Origin of the sequence: Pseudoduganella albidiflava, assembly GCF_004322755.1 — a bacterium.
Classification (GTDB): Bacteria; Pseudomonadota; Gammaproteobacteria; order Burkholderiales; family Burkholderiaceae_D; genus Rugamonas; species Rugamonas albidiflava.
The window spans coordinates 3,944,451-3,959,769 of record NZ_CP036401.1 but is presented as its reverse complement, the minus strand read 5'-3'; the positions used below and the strand labels follow the sequence as shown (position 1 = coordinate 3,959,769).

At 66.9% G+C, this 15,319-nt stretch carries 11 protein-coding genes; 1 reads left to right on the top strand and 10 read right to left on the bottom strand.

Going from position 1 to position 15,319, the window contains the following annotated elements; genetic code table 11:
- Nucleotides 1–94: 94 nt before the first annotated feature.
- The 10 genes from EYF70_RS16310 to EYF70_RS16265 form a co-directional block, all read right to left on the bottom strand.
- Nucleotides 95–1,234 (bottom strand): HNH endonuclease, encoded by a 1,140-nt coding sequence (locus EYF70_RS16310; protein WP_131146353.1) that lies wholly within the window; start codon nt 1,232–1,234, stop codon nt 95–97.
- Nucleotides 1,231–1,617 (bottom strand): HIT family protein, encoded by a 387-nt coding sequence (locus tag EYF70_RS16305; protein ID WP_131146352.1) that lies wholly within the window; start codon nt 1,615–1,617, stop codon nt 1,231–1,233. Before EYF70_RS16305 ends, EYF70_RS16310 begins: the two co-directional genes overlap by 4 nt.
- Nucleotides 1,618–1,676: 59 nt before the next feature.
- The gene (locus EYF70_RS16300; RefSeq protein ID WP_131146351.1) at nt 1,677–2,324 is read right to left on the bottom strand and encodes an NUDIX domain-containing protein; all 648 of its coding nucleotides are present in this window, start codon (nt 2,322–2,324) and stop codon (nt 1,677–1,679) included.
- 341 nt (nt 2,325–2,665) lie between these two features.
- Nucleotides 2,666–3,439 (bottom strand): ThuA domain-containing protein, encoded by a 774-nt coding sequence (locus EYF70_RS16295; RefSeq protein WP_131146350.1) that lies wholly within the window; start codon nt 3,437–3,439, stop codon nt 2,666–2,668.
- 34 nt (nt 3,440–3,473) lie between these two features.
- Entirely contained in the window at nt 3,474–4,361 is an 888-nt protein-coding gene (locus EYF70_RS16290; protein WP_131146349.1) for an alpha/beta hydrolase, read from the bottom strand.
- 3 nt (nt 4,362–4,364) lie between these two features.
- Complete coding sequence (locus tag EYF70_RS16285) at nt 4,365–7,397, bottom strand: glycosyl hydrolase family 28-related protein (RefSeq protein ID WP_131146348.1); 3,033 nt, start codon at nt 7,395–7,397, stop codon at nt 4,365–4,367.
- Between the two features lie 142 nt (nt 7,398–7,539).
- The gene (locus EYF70_RS16280) at nt 7,540–8,850 is read right to left on the bottom strand and encodes a gluconate:H+ symporter (RefSeq protein ID WP_229420414.1); all 1,311 of its coding nucleotides are present in this window, start codon (nt 8,848–8,850) and stop codon (nt 7,540–7,542) included.
- 14 nt (nt 8,851–8,864) lie between these two features.
- Nucleotides 8,865–11,972: a TonB-dependent receptor plug domain-containing protein gene (locus EYF70_RS16275; RefSeq protein ID WP_131146347.1), complete on the bottom strand. Its 3,108-nt coding sequence runs from the start codon at nt 11,970–11,972 to the stop codon at nt 8,865–8,867.
- Nucleotides 11,973–12,070: 98 nt separating this feature from the next.
- Entirely contained in the window at nt 12,071–12,604 is a 534-nt protein-coding gene (locus EYF70_RS16270; protein WP_229420413.1) for a gluconokinase, read from the bottom strand.
- A gap of 452 nt (nt 12,605–13,056) precedes the next feature.
- A complete protein-coding gene (locus tag EYF70_RS16265) occupies nt 13,057–14,796 on the bottom strand; it encodes an HAD family acid phosphatase (RefSeq protein WP_165497693.1) in 1,740 nt (579 codons plus the stop codon).
- 196 nt (nt 14,797–14,992) lie between these two features.
- Between EYF70_RS16265 and EYF70_RS31105 the strand changes: the two genes are divergently transcribed.
- On the top strand, nt 14,993–15,295 hold the full coding sequence (locus EYF70_RS31105; RefSeq protein WP_165497692.1) for a hypothetical protein: 303 nt from the start codon (nt 14,993–14,995) through the stop codon (nt 15,293–15,295).
- Nucleotides 15,296–15,319: the final 24 nt, after the last annotated feature.

The window sequence follows — 15,319 nt, the reverse complement described above, 5'->3', positions numbered from 1 at the left end:
CACCTGCACACCGGTCGGACCGATCTAAGCACGTCGTGATGAAATTCCGAAGAATGTCGCGGTATGGCAATTCTGCAGTGAACGCAAATGAGTTCTAGTCGATCGTGTCCGGGACGGGGTTATGAAAAATGAGCAAGCCGATCTCGTCATCGACTTCAGCAATCTCGGACAGATCGCCAGGAAACAGTGCAATGACGGAAGGATCCATTGGTTCGATGACGCCGCGGCGCACCCACGCGCTGGATTTCATTCTTAGTGCCTGCGTATACGCCCATCGGGCGATAGGTGTGGCCAGCTCGTCGTCGGTCAGGAAGCCGGCGGTTTGCGCTTCTTCGCGCAGGCCTGCGCCGAAACGCTCATTGCGCTCCAGCCAGCGTTCGAGGTGCGCAGGGGCAGCCAGCAAATCCCGCTTGTCGTTGTTGCAGCTCGCATGCGCCAGCACAAAGTTCAGCGCATTGTCGCGGGGATAGCGGGACCAGGGAATGAAATGATCAACGGCGCTGTCGGCGCCGCAGCGCCCGCTGCAGAAGAAGCATTTCCCGTCCTGGATCGTGGAAAGCGGGAGAACAAGGGAGCCGAGGGCGGCACGCCGCGTGCCGAACATGAAGACCTCGAGGTCGGTCGCACGGCCGAGTGCGGGGGCATTGCGTCCATTGCCGCGCACGTGATTGAGCCAGCCGGCACGTACCAGTTGCTGGACGAAGCCCTGGTAGCTGCGCAGATTGCAGGCCACGCCGGAATGCAGGCGAACCGAACCCCCGCCTTTGAATGGCTCGAAAAGGAATGGATTCACGGTTTTATCGACGTTCTGCAGGTATTTCACCGGCATGTCGCGAACGGTCCGGGCAATGAGTGTGATGGTCCGCTGCCACTGCGGGTGCTGCCGCGCGAGCGACCAAGTAGGCGCCACCACGCGAAGCTCGACTAGGTGGCCGACAATCGCCGCCTGCTTGCCCAAGTTCTGCGACAGGATCACGGTTTCGCCGGGTATACCGGTTGCGGTAAAGGGTGCCGACTGGGGCCAGTAATACAGAGCGAACTTCTCGGCGATCTTGCGCAATGGGACGTCAAGCGGTGCGCCCGAGTCGTCACCCAGCTCGACCGAAAGTTCTGCCAATGCCATCAGCAGCGCATACTTATAGGTCGAAGTGAAGTCGCCGTCGTTCAGCAGACGTTGCAGCGAGCGCAGGAACGCGATCTGCTCCTCCGGCGATGGCGGCCGCCCAACACTCATCGGACGCTCCAATAATCGGCCTTGTCGGGAATGATCCAGCGCACACCTCCGCGCGGATCAGTCAGGTCGCCGCGGTAGCGCGGTATTAGGTGAATATGCAGGTGGGGTACTGTCTGGCCCGCTGCAGCGCCATCATTCACGCCGATATTGTAGGCATCGGGATGAAGTTCCTTGTCCAGCTGGCGTTTCTGTTCGTCGAGCAGGACGAATAGTGCGGCACGCTCGTCTGGCTCGAGTTCGAAGAACGAGCCGATGTGGCGGCGGGGGATCACCAGCGTATGGCCGGGCGAAATGGCAAAACCGTCGCGGATCACAAGCCCGTGCCGGCACGACGCGACGATACGTTCAGAAGGCAAGGTGCAGAACGGGCAGGATGATGTCATGGAATTCGCGATTTATGAAGGGAATGGCTGCGTAGCAAGCGGTTCATCCTGGCTTGCCTTCAGCGCAGGTGCGCCTCGATCCACTCGCGCGCCGCCTTGATCACCGGGAAGTCGTTGTGGTGCGTCGCCACGCGGTCCAGCTGCGCGATGGGGACGAGGTGCACGGCCTGGGTTTCCCAGCCCATGGCGGCAGGGGTGCCACCGATACGGCGGGCGATGTAGTAGCGCGTATAGGTCAGCGTGCGGCGGCAGTCGGCAAGGAAGGCGACCAGCTGGACCTGCAGGCCCGCTTCCTCGAAGGTTTCGCGGATCGCCGTGCAATGGAGGGTGGCGCCGGAATCGGTGCGTCCTTTCGGGAAGGTGGCGCTGTAGCCGCCGAAGCGGTTCGACGGGGCGACCAGCCATACGCGCCCGTCGTCCTCCACGATCACCGCGCCGGCCGCGGCAGACATGCCGGCCGGGAGCACGAACGGTGGCTCCTCCAGCAGCGCCCGGTCGGCCAGCGCCGCCCATCCCGCCGGGCTGTCCGGTACCGTGCTCCACGGCGCAAGGGGAATGCCGTTGATGGCATCCGGCAGGGCGCCGCCGGGGATCACCGTGGCGAGGCGGGCGCTTTCCTGCCATGCGGCGAGCGCGGTCGGCGTGGAAGGCATGCGGATGACGACGGGATTGCCGTCGTCATCGGGGCAGGGGTGCAGTTGTGGCATCGGATCGCGCGCTCGGGTAAAAGGTTTGTCCAAGCGTCAGATAGTAGCAAAAACGATTAACTAGCGGAAAATTATGCTGCCGTAAGCGAAAGTTGCCCGGAAAATGGGGACGGACACCAAGGCCGCTCGGATAAGCGTACCCCGAGTGCAAGTTCCGGGGTCAGACCCGGCGGGTCTGACCCCAGCCGTTCGCTGTTGGGGTAAATGCATGCGCTATCCGGTCTCTTGGTGTCGGACACCGTTTTCGCGCGCAGATAGTGTCGGATAGTTAGTGAAACCAGTGTCCGACACCCCGAGGGTGTCCGACACCAGCGTCATCCGCCTTCCCGGCATATATCCGCTTACCGGCCCGCCGCCTGCCCCTTGCCCGTGACCGCCCAGTAGATCCCGCCCATCAGGTGCCCCAGGTATTGCGGATCCCGGTACATCTCGCCGTTGTGCCCCAGTGTGGTGACGAACACGCGGCCCTTTTCCACCTGGTGGTGCCACGCGATGGGATGGTCCTTGCCCATGCCCTGGACGGACTGGCCGGGCCAGATCTTGGTCGGGTCGTAGCTGCTTTCGTCCACGCCCAGCACCGTGTTGATCTTCACGTTGTAGGGATTGGTGGTCACGTAGAACTCGTCGCTCCAGATCCACCGGTCGGGCAGCCCGAAGGTGGCCGGGAAAGCCTTGTCGACGACGGTGACGACACCGGTCTGCAGCATCGGATGGGGCCCCACGCTGCGGCCTACCAGCTTTTCGTACCACACCCACCCGTTCGGCGGCGTGATCGCCGCGCGGTGCACCACGACCGCGTTGCCGCCGCCGCGCATGTAGGCCTCGAAGTTGGCGCGCTGCGCCGGGTTCAGTTCCTCGCCCGGGGTGTTCAGGAACATCACCGCGCCATACAGTTTCAGGTCGCCGTCGAACACGGCGGGCTTGTTGGTGTACGTGAACTCGAACGAATGCAGCTTCGCCAGCCGTTCGAGGCTGTCGCGGGCGATCGGGATGTACTCGTAGTGGTACTTGCCGGGCATCGCCAGCACCAGCAGCTTGAACTGGCTGTCGGCGTGGCTGGCGCCGGCGGCGAGCAGCGTGCAGGCGGCGGCAATGGTCGTCAATACGGATTTCATGAAAAAACCTTCAAGGGTGGATTCGGTATGTAACTCACGGCGCCGGCACGCCTTCCGGCGCCCGGCCGCCACGTGGGACCAGCCAGCCGCCATCGGCCAGCCAGTCGGACAGCCGGTCGGGCCAGTGCTGCAGCGAGATGCGCTCGCCGCGCTGGCCGACGTTGAAGGCGTGGTCGGTATCGGCATACAGGTGCAGCTCGGCGGAGACGCCGGCCGCCACCAGTTGCTGGTACAGCGCGATGGTCGGCGGCATGCAGCAGGTGTCGCGCGAGCCGGCCACCAGGAAGGCCGGCGGGGCGCCCTTGACGGCCTTCGCCGGCACGCCCAGCGGGCCAGGGTAGACCAGCACCTGGAAATCCGGCCGGGCGCTGGCACGGTCGACGGCGTCGCGCGCCACGAAGCCGGGCGGTTCCGGATTGTCGGCCACCAGCGAAACCAGTTCGCCGCCCGCCGAAAAACCCATCACGCCGACGCGGGCCGGATCGACGCCGTACTCGGCCGCATGCGTGCGCACCCAGCGCACGGCGCGCCGCAGGTCGGCCGCGCCGTCGCCTTCGATCGTGTAGCCGGAATCGCCGTCGCGCGCCAGCCGGTACTTCAGCACGAACGCGGTGACGCCGGCGCGGTTCAGGTTCTTCGCTGCGGCCACGCCTTCGTTCTGGAACACCAGCATGCGATGCCCGCCGCCGGGCACCACGATGACGGCCGCGCCGTTGGCATGGCGCGGATCGGCGCGCAGCACCGTCAGCGACGGGTTGTGCACGTTGCTGAAGTAGACGCCATCCTTCACGGTTTCCGGTTCGCCGCGGCGTTGTTCGGCGCCCGGTGCGCCGTTCGGCCACAAGGGGAAAGAGCCCTGCTGGGCCAGCGCGCCGGTGCACGCGAAGGCCAGCAGGAGGGCAGGGAAGCGCTTCAGTCGCATGGCTCAGATCCGCGTCGAGTACAGGCTGTGGTGCGTGAGGATGTACAGCGTGCGTTTGTCCGGGCCGCCGAAGATCAGCTGCAGCGGGCGTTCCGGCACGTCGATGCGGCCGGTCTGTTTGCCATCCTTCCCGTAGATGAAGACCTGGCCGTTCGCCACATACACGTTGCCGGCCGTATCCACCGCCGCGCTCTCGCCGCCGCGGTCGGCCACCTGCTTCAGGTCCGTCAGCGCGCCGCCGGCGCCCACCACGCCGCTGAACGTGCGGTTCTCGGAGCCGTTCGTGAACACTACCCGTTCACCGATCCGCCCGCTGACGAAGCCATGCGTGTTCAGCGCATCCGACCAGCGCCAGCCCAGGTGGTCCGGCGGACCCTGGCGCAGCACGCGATAGGCCGGCAGGGCCAGCGAACCGTCCGGCGACACGTACTCCTGCGCCTTCGGGATGGCCACGTCGCGCGCGAACATCTCGGCCAGCGTGGTGAACTCGTACGTCTCTGGATTCAGCTGGTCGCGGAATTCGCCGTTCTGCCAGAAATTGACGGGCACCGCCACGCGGGCCTTCGACCCTGCATCGGCGCCAACCTTCACCGGCGTCGGCTTGAGCATCGTGACCTCGGTACCCGGCGTTCCCGGCTTGAACGCATAGACGGATGCCTGCGGGCCGAACGACGATTGCACGATCACGTTGCCGCTGGCGTCGATCGCCAGGTTGACCGGATCGAGCGGGGCGTCGCGCACCACTTCCAGGCCCCGTTCCGGGCTGTAGGCGTGGATGCGGCGCCAGTGGCGGTCGACGAAATACAGCTTGCCCGCCGCATCGACGGCCGCGCCGGCGATCGACCAGAAGCCCGTTTCCAGCTTCTCGACCTTGCCCTGCGCCGGCGGCGCATCCTTTTGGCGGCCCGTGTAGTTGAACACGGCGAATTCGCGCTCGCGCACCTCGAGCCGGTTCGTCACGTCGCGGATGGCGTTCTCGTACGGGTATTTGGAAGCGCGCAGGTACGTCGTGCAGCCGTTGTCGTCGCAGGTGGAAAACCCGCTCTCGCCATTCACGTGCACGTTGCGGAAGCGGATGTCGGACGAATTGGCGATCGTCACCGCGGCCGGCATGGGCTTCAGCGACCGCGTCACGCGGTAGCCGTGGTAGTTGGCGAACAGGATATTCTTCGAATTGCGGATTTCCAGCGACACGGCATCCATGCCGTCGCGTACTTCCTCCTCGGTCTGCGGCGCGAGGAATTCCCAGTTTTCCACGCCATCGAGCACGATCTCGGCGCGCACATGGTGCTCGGCCGACAGTTCGTACACATGGCCCGGCGTCTTCGTGTTGGACACATGGAAGCCGGACTGCGCGTAGCCGCTGGGGGACCAGATGCCGGAGAACGTGCCGCCGCCACCGTCGGTCACCCACACGCTGGGATACTGGCGATCCCAGTGGGCCGTGGTGTCGAACCTGGCATCCTTCTTGTATGGATCGGCGCGGCTGCCGTCGTACAGGCGGGTGCCGTGGCCACCCTGGATGCGCACGTCGTCGACCAGCGACTGTTCGCCGGCGCGCCACAGCAGCGCCACGGCGCGCGGGTTCACTTCGCCCGTCGCCAGGCCGATGCCGGACACGATGGCGTCGCCGCCGCGCGCGCTTTCCAGCAGCGCCCTGGGCGCATCGACGCCCTGGTACTTCGGCGAGCCGTTCGGGATCAGCAGCTGCGTCAGGCCCGGGTGCAGGCCCACCAGCACGGTGTCCGGCTTCAGGCGGATCGTGTCGTTGACAACGTAGAAGCCCAGCGGCAGGTACACCACGCGGTGCGTGTCGATGGCTTTCTGGAGCGCCGCGGTATCGTCGGTGGTGCCGTTGCCGGCGGCGCCCAGGGTCTTCACGTTGACCCATTCCTTCGACGGTGGCAGCAGGCGCAGTGCCCGGTTGCGCGCCGGGGCGGCGGCGGGCAGCGTCGACGTCTTGTAGTTGGTCGCGAACTTGCCCGGTTCGCCCAGCTTGTCCAGCGTCAGCCCGTAGTTGAATTCGTCGACCCGGTAGTCGCGGCCCTTGCCGTCCAGCGCCTTGCCGCTGTCGCGGAAGCGGGCGAACACGGGCACGTTGCGGGCAATGGCGTTTTCAAAGCCCACCTGCGTGTAGACGTTGTTTTCGTTGCTGACGATGAGCGCGGCCTTCGACACGTTCTCGAAGCGCACGTCCTTGCCCCACAGCCAGTCGCCATAGCCGCGGTCGATCTCGACGCCGACCGGCGTGTTGCGGATGTCGACGTTGACCATCGTCAGGCCGGCCTCGTGCTCGCGGATCGCCGCGTCGCGCTGGCCTTCGAAGGTGGAATCGAGCAGCGTGAACTGCCATGCCGGCGAGGTCTTCTCGGCCAGGATGCCGTAGCGGCCGCCGTAGAAGCGCAGGTTGTAGGCGACGTTGCCGACGTGGTAGACGCCGGCCAGGCCGGAACCGATGTGGAAGTCGATGTGCGACAGGTTCGAGTGCTGCGCCGTGTGCATGCGCACCGCCGCGGCGGCCGGGTTGCCGTCGCCGATCTCGAAGTCCACGTTCGACAGCGCCGAATAGAAGGTCGACGAGTTGGCGTCGCGCACCGGCTTGTTCTTCGGATCGAACGGCACCGCGCTCGGCACCGGCATCGGCACCTTGCCGACCCGGTACTGGTCGCCACCCGTGAAGATCACCATGTTCGCCACGCCCTTCTGGAAGCCGGGCGTCTTCGGTGCCAGCACGAAGACCGGGCGGGTGGGACCCACGCCATACAAGCGCACCGCCAGCGGGATCGTCAGCGTGCGCGTCAGCCGGTAGCGCCCGGACGGCAGGAAGACCACGCCGCCCTGCTCATCGTTGGACGCCTTGTCGAGCGCCGCCTGGATCGCCGCGGTGTCATCCGTGGTGCCGTCGCCCTTGGCCTTGGCGATGACGGCACGCCCATCCTCGGGCATGGTCTGGTAAGCGGAAGTGGAAGCCGCCTGCGCCGCCGATACCGCCAGGGTGGCGGCCAGGGTGGCGGCCTGTAAGAGCTGGGTGTTCAATGCCTGTCTCCTGTTGTTGTGTATTCAGTCAAAACCTGGCCAGTGGGCCTAACCGCGTGCTTTCCCCCCAGAGCAAACCCAGGGGTCTGACCCGGCGGGTCAGACCCCAGCCTCTGCCGTTGGGTTAATCATGCGATCCCGCTTAGCCAATGGCCGCCGACAGCAGCAGCACGAACAGCAGCCCGAAGGTGCCGACCAGCGTTTCCATCAGCGTCCACGAGCGGAAGGTATCGCGCAGCGACAGCCCGAAATATTCCTTGAACATCCAGAAGCCGGAATCGTTCACGTGGCTGCACATCAGGCTGCCGGCGCCGACGGCAAGGACCATCAGGTTCGGGTCCACGCCGGTGCTCTGCACCAGCGGTTCGACGATGCCGGCCGCCGTCACGCCCGCCACCGTGGCGGAGCCGAGGCAGATGCGGATCAGCGTGGCCACCAGCCAGCCCAGCACCAGCGGCGGCACCGGCGTATCGGCCAGCAGGGCGCCCAGCTGCGCGCCCACGCCGGTCTCCACCAGCACCTGCTTGAGCGCACCGGCACCGGCGATGATCAGCAGGATCGGGGCAATCTCCCGCATCGCCTCGGCCGGCCCCTGCATCACGCGCGCCAGGTTCCAGCCGCGCGCCAGTCCCAGCGTGACGATGGCGACGGCATACGACAGCAGCATCACGATCAGCGGGTTCGACAGCACCGCCAGTGCCGGCGCCAGCGCCGGCTGCGCCATCGTCAGCAGCGTCGTCGCGCCCAGCAGCACCACCGGCAGCAGCGCCGTGGCGAAGCTGTTGAAGACGCCCGGCAGCTCGCTGTCCGGCACCTCGGCGCTGCGAAAGATCTGCGCCGGTTCGCCGCGGATGTGCTTCAGCGTGGTGGCGAACACGGGGCCGGACAGGATCAGCGTGGGAATCGCCACGATCAATCCATACAGCAGCGTGGTGCCCATGTCCGCGTGCACCGCCGCCACCAGCGCCACCGGCGAAGGATGCGGCGGCAGGAAACCATGCGCGATCGACAGGCCCGCCAGCACCGGGATCGCCAGCGCCACCGCCGGCCGGCCCGACTGGTAGACCAGCGAGAAGATCAGCGGCACCAGCAGCACGAAACCGACGTTGTAGTACAGCGGGATGCCGACCACGAAACCGGTGATCGTCAGCGCCACCGGCAGCCGGCGCGGCCCCAGCGACCCGATCAGGCAGGTGGCGATGCGCCGCGCGGCGCCGCTGTCGGCAATCAGCTTGCCGAACACGGCGCCCAGGCAGATGATCACCACCAGGGAGCCGAGCAGGTCGCCGATGCCCTTTTCGATCATCGCCGGGATGCGCGCCGGCGGCACGCCCAGCAGCAGGGCGGCGGTGAGGGCCGCCACAACGAAGGCCAGCAGCGGCTGCACCTTGCCCCAGGCGATCAGCACCGTCAGCAGGCCGACCGCGAACAGCACGGAGAGCAGGTTCAACACTGTGACGGTACCCGTCAGTACGTGCCGCGCAGGCCGATGCGGTAGGTGCGGCCGACCACGTCATACAGCGTGGGGTTGATCGCGAAGCTGGCGTTGGCCTGCGGCGCCGGTTCCGGATCGCGGTCGGCCAGGTTGTCGATCTTGAAGTACGCCTGCAGCTGCTTGGTGAAGTTGTAGCTGCCGCCGAAGTCGACGTAGGTCGCTCCCTTCATCTTGTTGTCGAAGATGGTCGGATGGATGATCGTCGAGGTCGGGCAGTTGGTCTGGCATTCGATGAACTCGTTGTTGTACACGCCATCGGAGAACCAGCGCTCGCTGAGCGTGAAGCTCATCTTGTCGTTTTCCCAGGTCTGCTGCGCCAGCAGCTTCCACTTCGGCGTGCCGCCCAGGTTGACGCCCGCGCCCTCGGCCGGGATGGTGCCGACCACGCCGGTGTTGGTGATGAAGTTCAGCGTGCGCGTGGCCAGGGCCCGCACCGTGAAGCGGCCCGGCAGGTTCAGCTTCGCGAGGCTGGTGCGGTAGGCCGCTTCCACGTCCACGCCCTTGGTTTCCAGCGACGCCAGGTTGAAGTTCTGCAGCGTGACCGAGTTGTTGCCCGGGCTGTTCAGCACCAGCGCGCCGCAGATTTCCTGGTTGCCGGCCACGCACAGGTCCACTTCCTGCTGCGCGGTCAGTGCCGAGATCACGTCCGTCACCTTGATGTCGAAGTAGTCCACCGACGCCGAGAAGCCGGGCGCCCACGACGGTTGCGACAGGATGATGCCGAACGAGCTGTTGCGCGCCACTTCCGGCCGCAGGTTGGTGTTGCCCACGGTGCGCTGCTGTACGGAGATCGTGTCGCCCTGGTACTGCACCACGTTGTTGATGACCACCGGCGCCGCGAACAGCTCCGAGAGGTTGGGCGCGCGCACGTCCTTCGACGTGACGGCGCGCAGCCTCAGGCCATCGACCGGGGTCTGCCAGGTGGCGCCGGCCTTCCAGGTATTCACGCTGCCCGCCGTGCTGTACTTCATCGGGCGGTCGGCCAGGTTCAGGTTGATCTCGCCCCAGCGGTCCGATTTCAGCAGTGGCATGTTCAGTTCCAGGTACGCTTCGCGCACGCTGTAGCTGCCGTCGCCGTTGTGGTAATTGCCCGCATACCAGTTGTTGCCGACGGTACTGTTCAGGATCGGGTCGGCCGGGTACCGCGCGCTGCTCGGCGACAGGTCGTCGACACCGGCGCCATACGGATCGCCGCGCACCTGGTACTTCTCGCGGCGGTACTCGGCGCCGAACGCCATCAGCACCGGCCCGGCCCAGCCCTCGAAGGCCTCGCCGTTCATGTTCAGGCTGGCCACGTCCTGGCTTTGCGTGGTGTGCTGGCGCGGGCCGTTCAGCGGCGCGATGTAGGCCCATGCGCCCGGCGAGATCGGGTTGTTGCCGATGATGTTGACCGGCACGCAGCCGGATGCCGCGGCCACCGGGTTGCGGCAGGCGATGCTGCCGTTCGGCAGGCGCACGGCGTCGATCGCCGCGTTGTAGCGCGCGTTCAGCGTGATGTCGTGGACGTTGATGGTGGTGGTGTTTTCGCCGCGCGTCACGTAGGCGTCGTACGACCATTCCTTGCCGAACAGCGGCACCTTGCCGTCCGCGCCGACCACGAAGCGGCGCTGGGTACGGGTCGGGTGCACGTTGATGTTGGCCGGGAAGTTGGCGTTCGCCGTGCCGTACTGGAAACTGGTGATGTTGTTCGCGGCGCAGGCGGCCTGGATCGATGCGGGCACGAACGGGTTGTCGCACTGGATCGTCAGGTTGGCGTTCTTGGCCGCGCCGGGATTGGGCGAGAAGTGTGACTTGACCTGCGCCCAGTTGGCCGTGAAGTAGATCTCGTTGTCCGCATCGAGGTCCCAGGAAACGCGCGTGTACGCCACCTTGCGCTTCAGGTCCATCGCCAGGTTGGTACCGGCGCCCACGCTGCCGGACAGGTCGCCGCCGATGCAGAACGGGTTGACGCAATTGGTCACGGCGCCGGTACCGGTCGGCACGCCGCCCGAACCGTACTGGAAGCGGTAGGGCGCGCCGCCTTCGCCGAACGCGGTGCCCTGCAGCGGGCCGTTGGTGATCAGGCCGTACTTCGCGTACTGGTACTGCTGCGCGTGGTGGATCACCGTGTACTGCGGGCGGCCATCGGTGGTCTGGGCCAGCGGGCGGATCTGGTAGGCCGAGTTCTGGAACCACGTGCGCCCGTTCGGCCCGACTTCGCCGAAGCCCGGCGAATCGATGCCGTTTTCCTTCATGAATTCGCCGGACAGCGTGACGTGCAGGCGGTCGTCGATGAAGCTCTTGCCCCACGCGGCCTGCAGCGTGCCGTGTTCATCGTCGTGGTATTTCGTCTGGCCGCCCTCGACGTTGAACTTGAAGCCCTTGAACTTCTTGTCGGTGATGAAGTTGACGGCACCGCCGATCGCGTCCGAACCGTACGACGCGGAGGCACCGCCCGTCACCACGTCCACGCGCTTGACCAGCAGCTGCGGGAACTGCGAGACATCGGTCACGCCGGTGACGTTGGCGCCGACCACGCGCTGGCCGTCGAGCAGGGTCAGCGTCCGGATCGTGCCCAGGCCGCGCAGGCTCAGGGACGACAGGCCCTGGATGCCGCTGCTGGTGCTGTTGGTGCTGGTGGTGCGGCCAGTGCTGCCCTGCAGGGCGGGCAGTTCGGCCAGCGTGTTGAACAGGTTGGGCTTGGCCGCCCGCTCCAGGTCCGCCGTGGACAGGCTGGTGGTCGGCGTGGGCTGCGAGAAGCCGCGCGCGGCGATACGGGTGCCGGACACCTGCACCACCTGGGTCGGCGTGCCGGCCGGGGGGCCTCCTTGCTCGGCACCTGGCGCCGTGCTCTGGCCGGAGGTTTGTGCCGCGGTGGCCGGCGCGGCGTCCTGCTGCGCGGCAGCGGTGCCTTCCTGTGCCGGCTCGGGCGTGGCCGCAGCCGCCTCGCCTGCAGGGGATGCGGGAGTGGCGGGGCTGGCGGGGTTGGCCGCTGTATCGGCGGCGCCGGTGGCCTGCCGCGCATGGCCCGGTGCCGCCAGCAGTGCGCAGGCGCCGATGACGGCCAGGTTGATCAGGGTCCTTTGGGTAGGTGTACGCATGTCTGTCTCCATTCTTTTGATGATCGGTGCGCTGCCCCGGACGGAGGGCGCGACACGCTCGCTTGCGACGACTGTGATGTGAAACCTGTTCCGTCCGTTCAGCCTTGGTCGATGATGCGTTCCACCAGCAGGGAAGGCGCCAGCGCGATGTCGAGGCGCAGGCCTCCCTCATCGTCCTGCAGCGGTTCCAGGTCGCGCAGCTGGCTGTCCAGCAGCGCCGGTGGCATGTAGTGGTCGGCGCGCCTGCCGAGGCGATCGGCGACCAGTTCGCGCGGCCCGTGCAGGTGGGCGAAGCGCAGCCCGGGGTCGGCCTGCCGCAGCAGGTCGCGGTAGCGCCGTTTCAGCGCCGAGCAGGACACCACCAGCCCCGCGTCGTGCTCGCGCGCCTTGCGGATCTCGTCGGCCAGCGCCTGCAGCCAGCCGGCGCGGTCGGCATCGTCAAGCGGAATGCCGGCCGACATCTTGGCCACGTTCTCGGCCGGATGGAAGCGGTCGCCTTCGATGAACGGCGTACCCAGCCGGTGGGCCAGGGCCGCGCCGACGGTGCTCTTGCCACAGCCGCAGACCCCCATCACGACCCAGCGGGCAGTGCGGGCAGGCAGGGGTTGTGGCGAGGTACTTGCTGGGGTCATCGATGTCTCCGTATTGGTTAAATGACTAGTTAGCGCTATCATCGCGCTGCTTTCGGCGCACGTAAAGCGCTTATTTGTGCTGCGGTGCAGCATGGAATCGTGATGCTCTGCGATCGCTGGCGGTTTTCGCTCCGGGATTTCCCTCTATCGGACGCCAGGAAAGCTGATAGCGCTATCAGTTTGTGCGGAGCGGAAATTGCGGGTTTGCTGTGGGGTTTTTTACAACAGGTCGGAGAGCGGCAATGCTCAGGATGTCGTTCACTGGGGGCTTTGCCGGCAAAATGCCAGCGCATGCCTGTACCCCAATGGCGAACTGCCGGGGTCAGACCCGCCGGGTCTGACCCCAGAATTTGCACCTGGGGTGGGCTTATCCCAGCGGCACCAGGGCCTCACCCTGGAATTTGCACCTGAATGGGTTCAGCTTGGGGACATTGTGGACGTCCCCGATCTCCTTAATGGATCGTCAGCACGGCCGGGCAATGATCCGGAAACTTGTGCCGGACCGCGGTATCGCCATCGAACGTGATGCGCGCATACGAGAGGTGGCCCAGCGCGGCCAGCGAGCGGCTGGCGAGGATGTTGTCGATCGCGGCGGGCGGGTGGCGGTCGAGCGGGGAGCAGCGCACGTGCGCCTGGCCGGCGGTGGCGCGCGCCAGCATGGCGCCTTTCGGCTGGTCGTCGCTGAGGGCCTGGAACATGGCGTCGGGCTTTGCTTCATCCGGGCCCGCGGGAAGGCCGGCATCGAGTTCGAGCCGCCGGTTGAAGTCGCCCAGCACGGCGAAGCGCGCGTTCTCGGCGGCGCGGGCATCGATCCACCGTTCCAGCACGGGAATCTGCTTGCGCAGCGCGCCGCAGGGCGCGCCTGGCGCGGCATCGGCCAGGGAGCCGGTGAAGCAGCCGCTCTTCAGGTGGATCGACAGCAGCCGCACCGCGCGCGGCGTGCCCGGGTGGAGCGTGATGTCGGCGCCGGAGCGCGTGGCGCCATCGATGTCGAGCGCCTTCACTTCTTCGTTGCAGGCGAACGGGATGCCGGCGCGCACGGCGAATCCCACCTTCTGCGGATGGGCGCGCGAGGTGAAGCAGGCCAGCTGCCAGCCGTCGCGGAACACCGTGGCCGCCGCTTCCGGGCCGTCCACCTCCTGCAGCGCCACCACGTCCGCGGGAATGCGGCGCGCCACCTCGGCCAGCGCATCGAAGTCGGCGGCCACGCGGCGGGGCAGGGGCGGGCGGTCCTTGTTGCACGGGATCGCCCGCGCATGCGAGGGCGGCGAGCCGGCCGTGCATGTCGCCTTCAGCGCGTCGTAGGTTGCCGTGGTCATCAGCCACTCCATGTTCCAGGTGGCCAGTGCGATGCGTTCCGCGGCCGGCAGCGCGGCGGTGTCCAGCGCCGCGTACTGGCCATCCAGCGTGCCCAGGCGTTCCATCCACGAGCCGTACATGGGATTCGGGATGACAAACCAGCGCCGGCCGATTTCCGCTTCGGCCAGCCTGGTCAGCTCGCGGTCGCGCGCATGCAGCGCGTGCGCCTGGGCCGGGGACACGAAGTCGCGCATGTCGTCGCCGACCAGCATCACGATGCGGTGCGTGGCCGCCACGTGCCGGCGGCGGCTGGTCTTGTCCGTGCGCCAGTCCGGCCGTTCGCCCTTGAGCAGGAAGGCTTCCGGGTCGTCCGCGCGGGGGAAACCCAGCTTCGCCATGTTCGCCATCGTGTCGGCTTTGGCCTTGCACGGGTTCTCTCCGGCGAAGCATTCGCGGTTCGTCACGTAGAACATGCGTGCGCCCGCCTTGTCGGCGGCCTTCGCGAACTCCAGCGCGCCGGGGACCGGGACGGCGCTGCGCATGCCGATCCAGCGCGCCCACGCCGCCTCGTCGAACGCCGCGCCGCTACGCACCATGTAGGCTTCGAAGGGGCTGTTGTCGAGCATCGTTTCATCGACGTCGACGATGACGGCGGTCGGCACGGTGGCGGCGGCTTGCTGGCCGCGCTGTTCGATGGCCGCGCTGTCCGGCGCGGCGATCGCCTTCTTCAGCATGCCGGTGGCGTTGCGGTAGATGGACAGCGTGGCCAGCCGCGCTTCGGGCGCCTGCTGCAGCCACAGCACGCCGCCCAGCAGTTCGCGCTGCTCGACCGGCGGCGGCTCGGCGCTGGCGGCCAGTGGCAACAAGGCCGCCAGCAAGAGGTTGAAAGGCATGAAGGGTCGCATCGGTTCTCCCGTTGTTCTTGAACAGGGAGGATGCTGGGGGCAGCGTGCGGAAATGTCCAGTATGCATGTGGCAGGCGTGGAACGTGCGGCCCCTGCCGGATGACTGGACATTCCCGCAATGCTACCCGCGGTGCTACCCGCGGTGCTACCATGATGGTTCGACACCACCGCCCGGGAGGCCACCATGCACAGCGCAACCGACAGCCAGGCAATCAAGCCATTTACCAGCCGCAATGTCCTGCGCGTGCTGTTCGTCACCGGCGCGCTCCTGCTGGTGCCCGCCGCCTCGATGCTGCTGGGCGGCGGATTCGACTGGGGCCCCGGCGATTTCGTCGCCGCCGCCATCCTGCTGGCCGCGACCGGGCTGGCGCTGGAACTGGCGCGGGCGACACTGCGCAGCCGCACGTCGCGCCTGGCCGCGGGCGGCGCCATCGTGCTGGCCCTGCTGACACTGTGGGCGGAACTGGCGGTCGGCATTTTCCACTAAACCAGCGCAGCAAATTTACACCAG

Excerpts from the sequence above, each read along its gene's own strand:
- EYF70_RS16295 (WP_131146350.1), bottom strand. The coding sequence starts at position 3,439 with ATGAAATCCGTATTGACGACCATTGCCGCCGCCTGCACGCTGCTCGCC.
- EYF70_RS16275 (WP_131146347.1), bottom strand. The coding sequence starts at position 11,972 with ATGCGTACACCTACCCAAAGGACCCTGATCAACCTGGCCGTCATCGGC.
- EYF70_RS16290 (WP_131146349.1), bottom strand. The coding sequence starts at position 4,361 with ATGCGACTGAAGCGCTTCCCTGCCCTCCTGCTGGCCTTCGCGTGCACC.
- EYF70_RS16305 (WP_131146352.1), bottom strand. The coding sequence starts at position 1,617 with ATGACATCATCCTGCCCGTTCTGCACCTTGCCTTCTGAACGTATCGTC.
- EYF70_RS16270 (WP_229420413.1), bottom strand. The coding sequence starts at position 12,604 with ATGACCCCAGCAAGTACCTCGCCACAACCCCTGCCTGCCCGCACTGCC.
- EYF70_RS16265 (WP_165497693.1), bottom strand. The coding sequence starts at position 14,796 with ATGCCTTTCAACCTCTTGCTGGCGGCCTTGTTGCCACTGGCCGCCAGC.
- EYF70_RS16300 (WP_131146351.1), bottom strand. The coding sequence starts at position 2,324 with ATGCCACAACTGCACCCCTGCCCCGATGACGACGGCAATCCCGTCGTC.
- EYF70_RS16310 (WP_131146353.1), bottom strand. The coding sequence starts at position 1,234 with ATGAGTGTTGGGCGGCCGCCATCGCCGGAGGAGCAGATCGCGTTCCTG.
- EYF70_RS31105 (WP_165497692.1), top strand. The coding sequence starts at position 14,993 with ATGCACAGCGCAACCGACAGCCAGGCAATCAAGCCATTTACCAGCCGC.